General features: G+C 29.3%; 6 protein-coding genes. All 6 read right to left on the reverse strand.

Annotated features, from left to right (window positions below):
• Window positions 1-249: 249 nt before the first annotated feature.
• Window positions 250-1,575 (reverse strand): hypothetical protein, encoded by a 1,326-nt coding sequence (locus tag MW871_RS15705; protein WP_248429346.1) that lies wholly within the window; start codon window positions 1,573-1,575, stop codon window positions 250-252.
• Between the two features lie 168 nt (window positions 1,576-1,743).
• Window positions 1,744-2,175, reverse strand: coding sequence for a DUF3592 domain-containing protein (locus MW871_RS15710; protein ID WP_248429347.1), 432 nt, complete (start codon window positions 2,173-2,175; stop codon window positions 1,744-1,746).
• A 245-nt stretch (window positions 2,176-2,420) separates the two neighbouring features.
• Entirely contained in the window at window positions 2,421-3,059 is a 639-nt protein-coding gene (locus tag MW871_RS15715) for a hypothetical protein (protein ID WP_248429348.1), read from the reverse strand.
• Window positions 3,060-3,230: 171 nt separating this feature from the next.
• Window positions 3,231-3,884 (reverse strand): DUF4253 domain-containing protein, encoded by a 654-nt coding sequence (locus tag MW871_RS15720; RefSeq protein WP_188051741.1) that lies wholly within the window; start codon window positions 3,882-3,884, stop codon window positions 3,231-3,233.
• A gap of 716 nt (window positions 3,885-4,600) precedes the next feature.
• Window positions 4,601-4,999, reverse strand: a complete 399-nt coding sequence (locus tag MW871_RS15725; RefSeq protein WP_248429349.1) for an SMI1/KNR4 family protein — start codon at window positions 4,997-4,999, stop codon at window positions 4,601-4,603.
• Between the two features lie 3 nt (window positions 5,000-5,002).
• A complete protein-coding gene (locus tag MW871_RS15730; protein ID WP_248429350.1) occupies window positions 5,003-5,233 on the reverse strand; it encodes a hypothetical protein in 231 nt (76 codons plus the stop codon).
• Between the last annotated feature and the right edge of the window lie 670 nt (window positions 5,234-5,903).

A 5,903-nucleotide genomic window follows, 5' to 3' on the forward strand; every position in this document is an offset into this window, starting at 1 on the left:
TTCATTTTCCACTTTAAAAACAAAAAAAAAGCTAAAAAATTTCGATTTTAAAGTTTCGATTTTCAGTTTTCAACCTTTAATTTCTTCTTTTTCTGTGCGCTCCAACCTGCTGTCGCATAACGTCTTGGCGCTTGGCGAGGTTGGGGACTTTCGAAGCCGAGTATTTTCGGCTTAACGTAAATGTACTAAAAAAACGCTAATTCCACTAAATCCCCAATCTTGGCAAACGGCTGTTGGCAGTAGTTTTTTTTAATTGATTACTTCTTTAAAATTTGCTTGACCTTCTTGTAAAATTGAGCTTAAATGTTTTTTATTAATTCTATTTGACATAAAATCATTTGAATATTCAGAGAAATGAAAATAATGTTTGTAAATCTTACCTTCATATTCTAAAAGAATATTTGTGTCTAATTTTTTTCTTAATATATCTGTGTCAATTCGTTTTATTTTATTTTCATTTAAGAAACTATTAAACATTTTTAATTTTTCTTCTACACTCATTTTTAAAATTGCTGTTTGATTTCTAAATCCTTCTGGAGTTAAATAAATTATTAATTCTGAATTATTAAAACTACTAATTATTTCACAACCAAAATTTGAGTTATTATTCAATTCATTTACAATTCGAGTGTGAGCCATTCTAATTCCCATATACATAAGGTTCTGAAAGAAAATTTCACTTTCCTCTGCTTCATAAGGGTCTCCATTTTTATCAATTCCTAAAACCTCATAAATTCGATATGAATGATTAATAAAATGTTGGGTTGCAGTTTTTAATGGATCTACAAGTTTAGAATAATTAATATGATAATTTTCCCAAGGGTAAGATAAAATTAATACGTCTTCAGGATTTTCATATTTTTCGATTACGACATAACAACTTTCTTTTAGTATTTTTTTTGAGCCTTCTTTGAATAAACTTAATAATTGTTCATTGTTTGGTAACGTTTTTAATTTTTTTTCAAAATCATAATAAGTTATTATACTATAAAAAAAATAAAAAAAAGTTTCTGGTCTAATATATGAAATACATTCTTTTAGTAGATTTTTGTAGTCTAAAGTATATTCTAAATCTATCCAATCATCTTCATAAACAAAAATATTTTCAAATCGTTTTTGTTTAATATGTTTCAAAAATGAACTTTTTGATTCATATTCCATATTCTTATTATTTAATAAGTTCTTGTGGATGTAATACTCTTCATTTTCCAATTCCATTAAAATAAAATCTTCATAATCGATTAGCTTATATTGAGTTAAACCATTTTCTAAAAAATCGGCTTTATTATTATGAACAAAATATTTTATACGCAATGCAAGTTGACTATCCGCTTCTACAATAAATTGTATATTTCCTTTATCATAATTATTTAAAGTAGAAACCAATACCTCATAACCATTTAATTCTGCGATTTTATAACTTATGGCTTTATGTTTATTTTCTCTATTGGAAAAGTCTATTATATTTGTGAAAATATGACCGCATACATCACAGTTTTCATCAAATTGATCTACTACATTTGAACATCTTGAACATTCAAAAGTTTCATCGTCAAAAGTCTCTTTTCGTGTCATTTTCGGTTTTTTAAAATTACTGCCAACGTCTTGGCGCTTGGCGAGGTTGGGGACTTTAAAGCAGAGTATTTTCTGCCGAAACGAAGATATGATAAAAAACGCTAATTCCACTAAAACCCCAATCTCGCCAAACGGCTGTTGGCAGTAGTTGTTTTATTTATTCCGTTGTTATATTTCAATATTTATTATTCCCAATATTTTTCCAATTGCAATTCCTAAAAAAATTAAACTAACAATAATCATAAGAATTACACTTCCATAATTGAATTTTTTTTCTTTCTCTATGATAAACATTTCAGGTTTCTTTGGACTATAAATTATTTCAACATTTTTATTTATGTTATTTTGATATGTTTTAATTATGCTTAAATCAGTTGAAGAATAATAATAAGGTTTTTTTGTTAAAAGTTTTCCTTCTAAAGTTTTGAATTCAATAATCGGTGTTTTATGACCATCTTCATCCTTTTCATAAGATATTATTTTTCCCTTAGTTTTTATTCCATTTTTGTTTATATAATCAAAAAAAGACAAACTACTTATGGCTAAAAACAATGCAATAATTCCTAAAAGTAAAAAGCAAAATATTGGTTTATAAAACATAAAGAATATAAATAAAGCAACAATAAAATACCAATATTTATTTATCCGTTCCATTTCAATTTTTCAGTTAAACTTCAATTTTTTCCCATTCTGCGCCACAATTACTGCCAACGTTTCGCGGCTTGCAGAAGTGGCGAACTTCGTGACCGAGATTTTTCGGCTAAGATAAAATATCTTGCGGAAGATAAACGTGAATTTACCACATATTTCGCCATTTATGCAAACCGCTGTTGGCAGTAGTATTTTTATGCTTTCTGATTAATAGTTTTATTCATAAATAATTTCATAGTGTACCCAAATGTGAGTCCGCCAATTGACCAAATGACAAGTCCTAATAATAATGTTTTCCAATTGATTTCTTGTCCGTCTAAATATGGAAAGCCTATTGACATAGTCAAAAACATAAAACCTCCCCAACTTAATCCTGTTTTTATCCAACTCTTTTTGTCAAATGGGTTTGGAATATGCTGAATGTCAATATTCTCGTATCGTTTGGGTTGTTTCTCTAACCATTTTGCTTTCAAACTCTTTCTAAACCAACCCCAAATCGGAAATGTCAATGCGAGAATTATAAAACTAAAAACATTTGTTAAACAAGGAATTATTTTTCGACAATTTGAGCAGTAAAGTCCAAACCAATTTTTAAATGCAGTTCCATTTTGTTTAGCCCAAGTTCTTCCATCGTGTAATTTTTCACAATGTGGACAAGGAACAAAAGTTCTTTCAACTCTAGGTTTGTCAGATGTTTTGTCTTCTAAAGTAATTTTGGGTATTCGCTGTCCTAAAATCAATTCATTAATTGCTAATGCTGGATTTAAAATCCAATGTAACATCATCCAATTTTTCCAAGTATAAACTTTGTGTTTTTCTTTGTTAAATTCCATTGTCTATCTGTTTTTGAATATTACTGCCAACGTCTTGGCGCTTGGCGAGGTTGGGGAGTAAAGATGCGAGATTTTTCCATTAAACACAAATTTTCCAAGTACAAAACCATCTTTAAATTAAGCCTAAAACCCCAATCTCGCCAAACGGCTGTTGTGCGTAGTATTTTTTATTTAATCCCACCAAAGCCATATTCCTTTATCTTGTTTTATATACTCTTCTAAAGATTTTATGTCTCCAACTCCTTGGTCGACAGAATCTGGACAAAAAGCATAAACTTCTTTTGCAAATTCTTCCATATTTTGTGGTAATTTATCAAATTCTATTTGAATATAATCTTGATTGCATCCAATTATTTTTACACCAAATTTGGTATTCCATTCTGATATTTTTTTGAGCACATCTTCACTCTCTAAATCATAATTAATTCCGTCAGTTTTTCGATATCTTAAGATATCTAATTCATCAATACCTTTTATTATTCCTATGTTTTTTTTACCATTTAAACCTTCTAAATAGAAAATTAAATATCCTTTTTCCTTAAATTTTTGTTTTAATTTTCTAACCAATTTCTCTGCATCTTTTTCATTCGATTCAGAATAAATACCTTCAAAAGTTTCTTTGTCCAATTCTTCACCAGTATCGGAATCAATTGCTGGTAATTGAAAAATATTTTTTGTTGTTTCGGCTTTAAGTTCTAATACTAAACTTTTGTCGAAATTAAGTTTTGTAATAATTGATTCTTCTGTTTTTGTTAATTCGGTTTTATTAGAGCAACCAAAGAATGAAAATATTCCCATTGTTAAAAGTATTAGTTTAGCTTTCATTATTTGTCTTATTTTCGGCGATTTTCGGTAATATTACGCACAACGTCTTGGCGCTTGTAGCAGTTGGGGAATAAAGATGCGAGTTTTTTCCATTAAACACAAATTTTCCAAATACAAAACCATTTTTAAATTAAGCCTAAAACCCCAATTGCTACAAACGGCTGTTAGCGGTTCGGCAGTTTATTTATTCCGTTTGTCCATTCCAATTTATTCTAATTGGCTTTTCCAAATTTGATTGTTTTCCGTCTTAAACATTTTCTTTTTGCCTTAAAAATCTAAAAAAAAATCGAGTGAAAAGTCCACTTTTCAAGTTTCCGCTTTTCAAGTTTCTGATTTTCCATTACATTATTCAGCCAATTTTTTCAAGTTTCATTTTTCTGTAAACCTGATAAAATTCAACATTCAAGTTTCCACATTCTACAAACTTAATCCACTTCCAATATTCAAGTTTCTGCTTTCTACAAACTTGAGCAAGTTTCATTTTTCGCTTTAAATATCTCACAAAAAATAAAGAAAATTTCACTTTTCAAATTTCGGTTTTTCAACTTTATTTCCTTTTTCTGTGCGCTCCAACCTGCTGACCGCTAACGTCTTGGCGCTTGGCGTGGTTGGGGACTTTTGAAACCGAGTATTTTCGGCTTAACGTAAATGTAGTAAAAAACGCTAATTCCACTAAATCCCCAATCACGCCAAACGGCTGTTGGCAGTAGTTATTTTTATTCAATTAGGTCTTCGATTGAATTTGCAATTTCAATAATCTCTCTAGTTTCGTGTAACCAAATATAAATTTTTTCTCTAATTTCTGTTTGATTTTCTTGAAAGGGCAACATAATTAAATTATCTCCACAACCATTTTCGGCGATTGCAATTCCATTCTTTGGAAAACCTTCTATTTCTCTTAATTGATTAGTTTCTAAAACAATGTGGTTACAAGTTCGGCTAATTCTTTTATTATCCAATTTGTCAAAAAATGGATAGATTGTCCAATCATCTTCATCGGTTGAAAATTCTCCACCATTTTCTTTTTTCATTTTTTCAATGAAGGATTTTGGGAATTGAACTCCCAACTCAACTTCTGCTTCTTTTATGTATTTTAATTCTATGGGAAATGGCATAATTTAATATTTTATAAAATCCCAAGGAATTTTTTGTTTAAAGTCTTGAATACTGTTTTCAATTAATTCTAAAGAAATATCTTTTTTCCATAAAGTTACTGTTCTTGTAAGTTTGGTATCGTCTCTAAATATTTCTATTATAAGTTCATTATTACGATAAATTTCTACACCAATTCCATCTCTATCACCACTAACATCACTTGCAATTTCAATTCTGTCTTTCTCATTTTCCATTGTTAAGTACTGTATTCGTTCAGTTTTTCGATAATTACTGCCAACGTTTCGCGGCTTTGCGAGGTTGCGAACTTCGGAACCGAGATTTTTCGGCTAAGATAAAATTTCTTGCGAAAGATAAACGTGAATTTACCACATATTTCGCAATCTCGCAAAACCGCTGTTAGCGGTTCGGTTTTTTCTATTTCTGATATTCAGTAATGTTTGGTTCAAAATTGGTTAAATAATACAATGCAATAATTATTATGCAAATTATTATGACGATTAGATTCTGTTTAAAGATTTTTAAGGTAATTACTAATAATATACCAATTGTCAAAATTGTTCCTTTAATTACATATGGTTCTAAAATTTCAGATATTAAATCTTTTGGAATAAGCGGATTAGTTAAATTTAGTTTTGTTGAGTAATAAGTTGCAAAAATACTAATTAGTAAAAGTATTGGAGGAATTATTAAAAAACTTGAGATGTTTTGGACTTGCTTATTTCTATTTATTAAGTTTAATTTTTCAAGCATTCTATCATAGATTTAATTGTAGTTTTCGGGAATATTTTCAGCGGTTTTTTGGCGTAAACTGACCGCTAACGTCTTGGCGCTTGGCGAGGTTGCGAACTTCGTAACCGAGTTCTTTCGGCTAAGATAGAATATCTTGCGAAAGCAAAACATGAA

It is taken from the genome of Flavobacterium pygoscelis (genome assembly GCF_023162025.1).
Classification (GTDB): domain Bacteria; phylum Bacteroidota; class Bacteroidia; order Flavobacteriales; family Flavobacteriaceae; genus Flavobacterium; species Flavobacterium pygoscelis.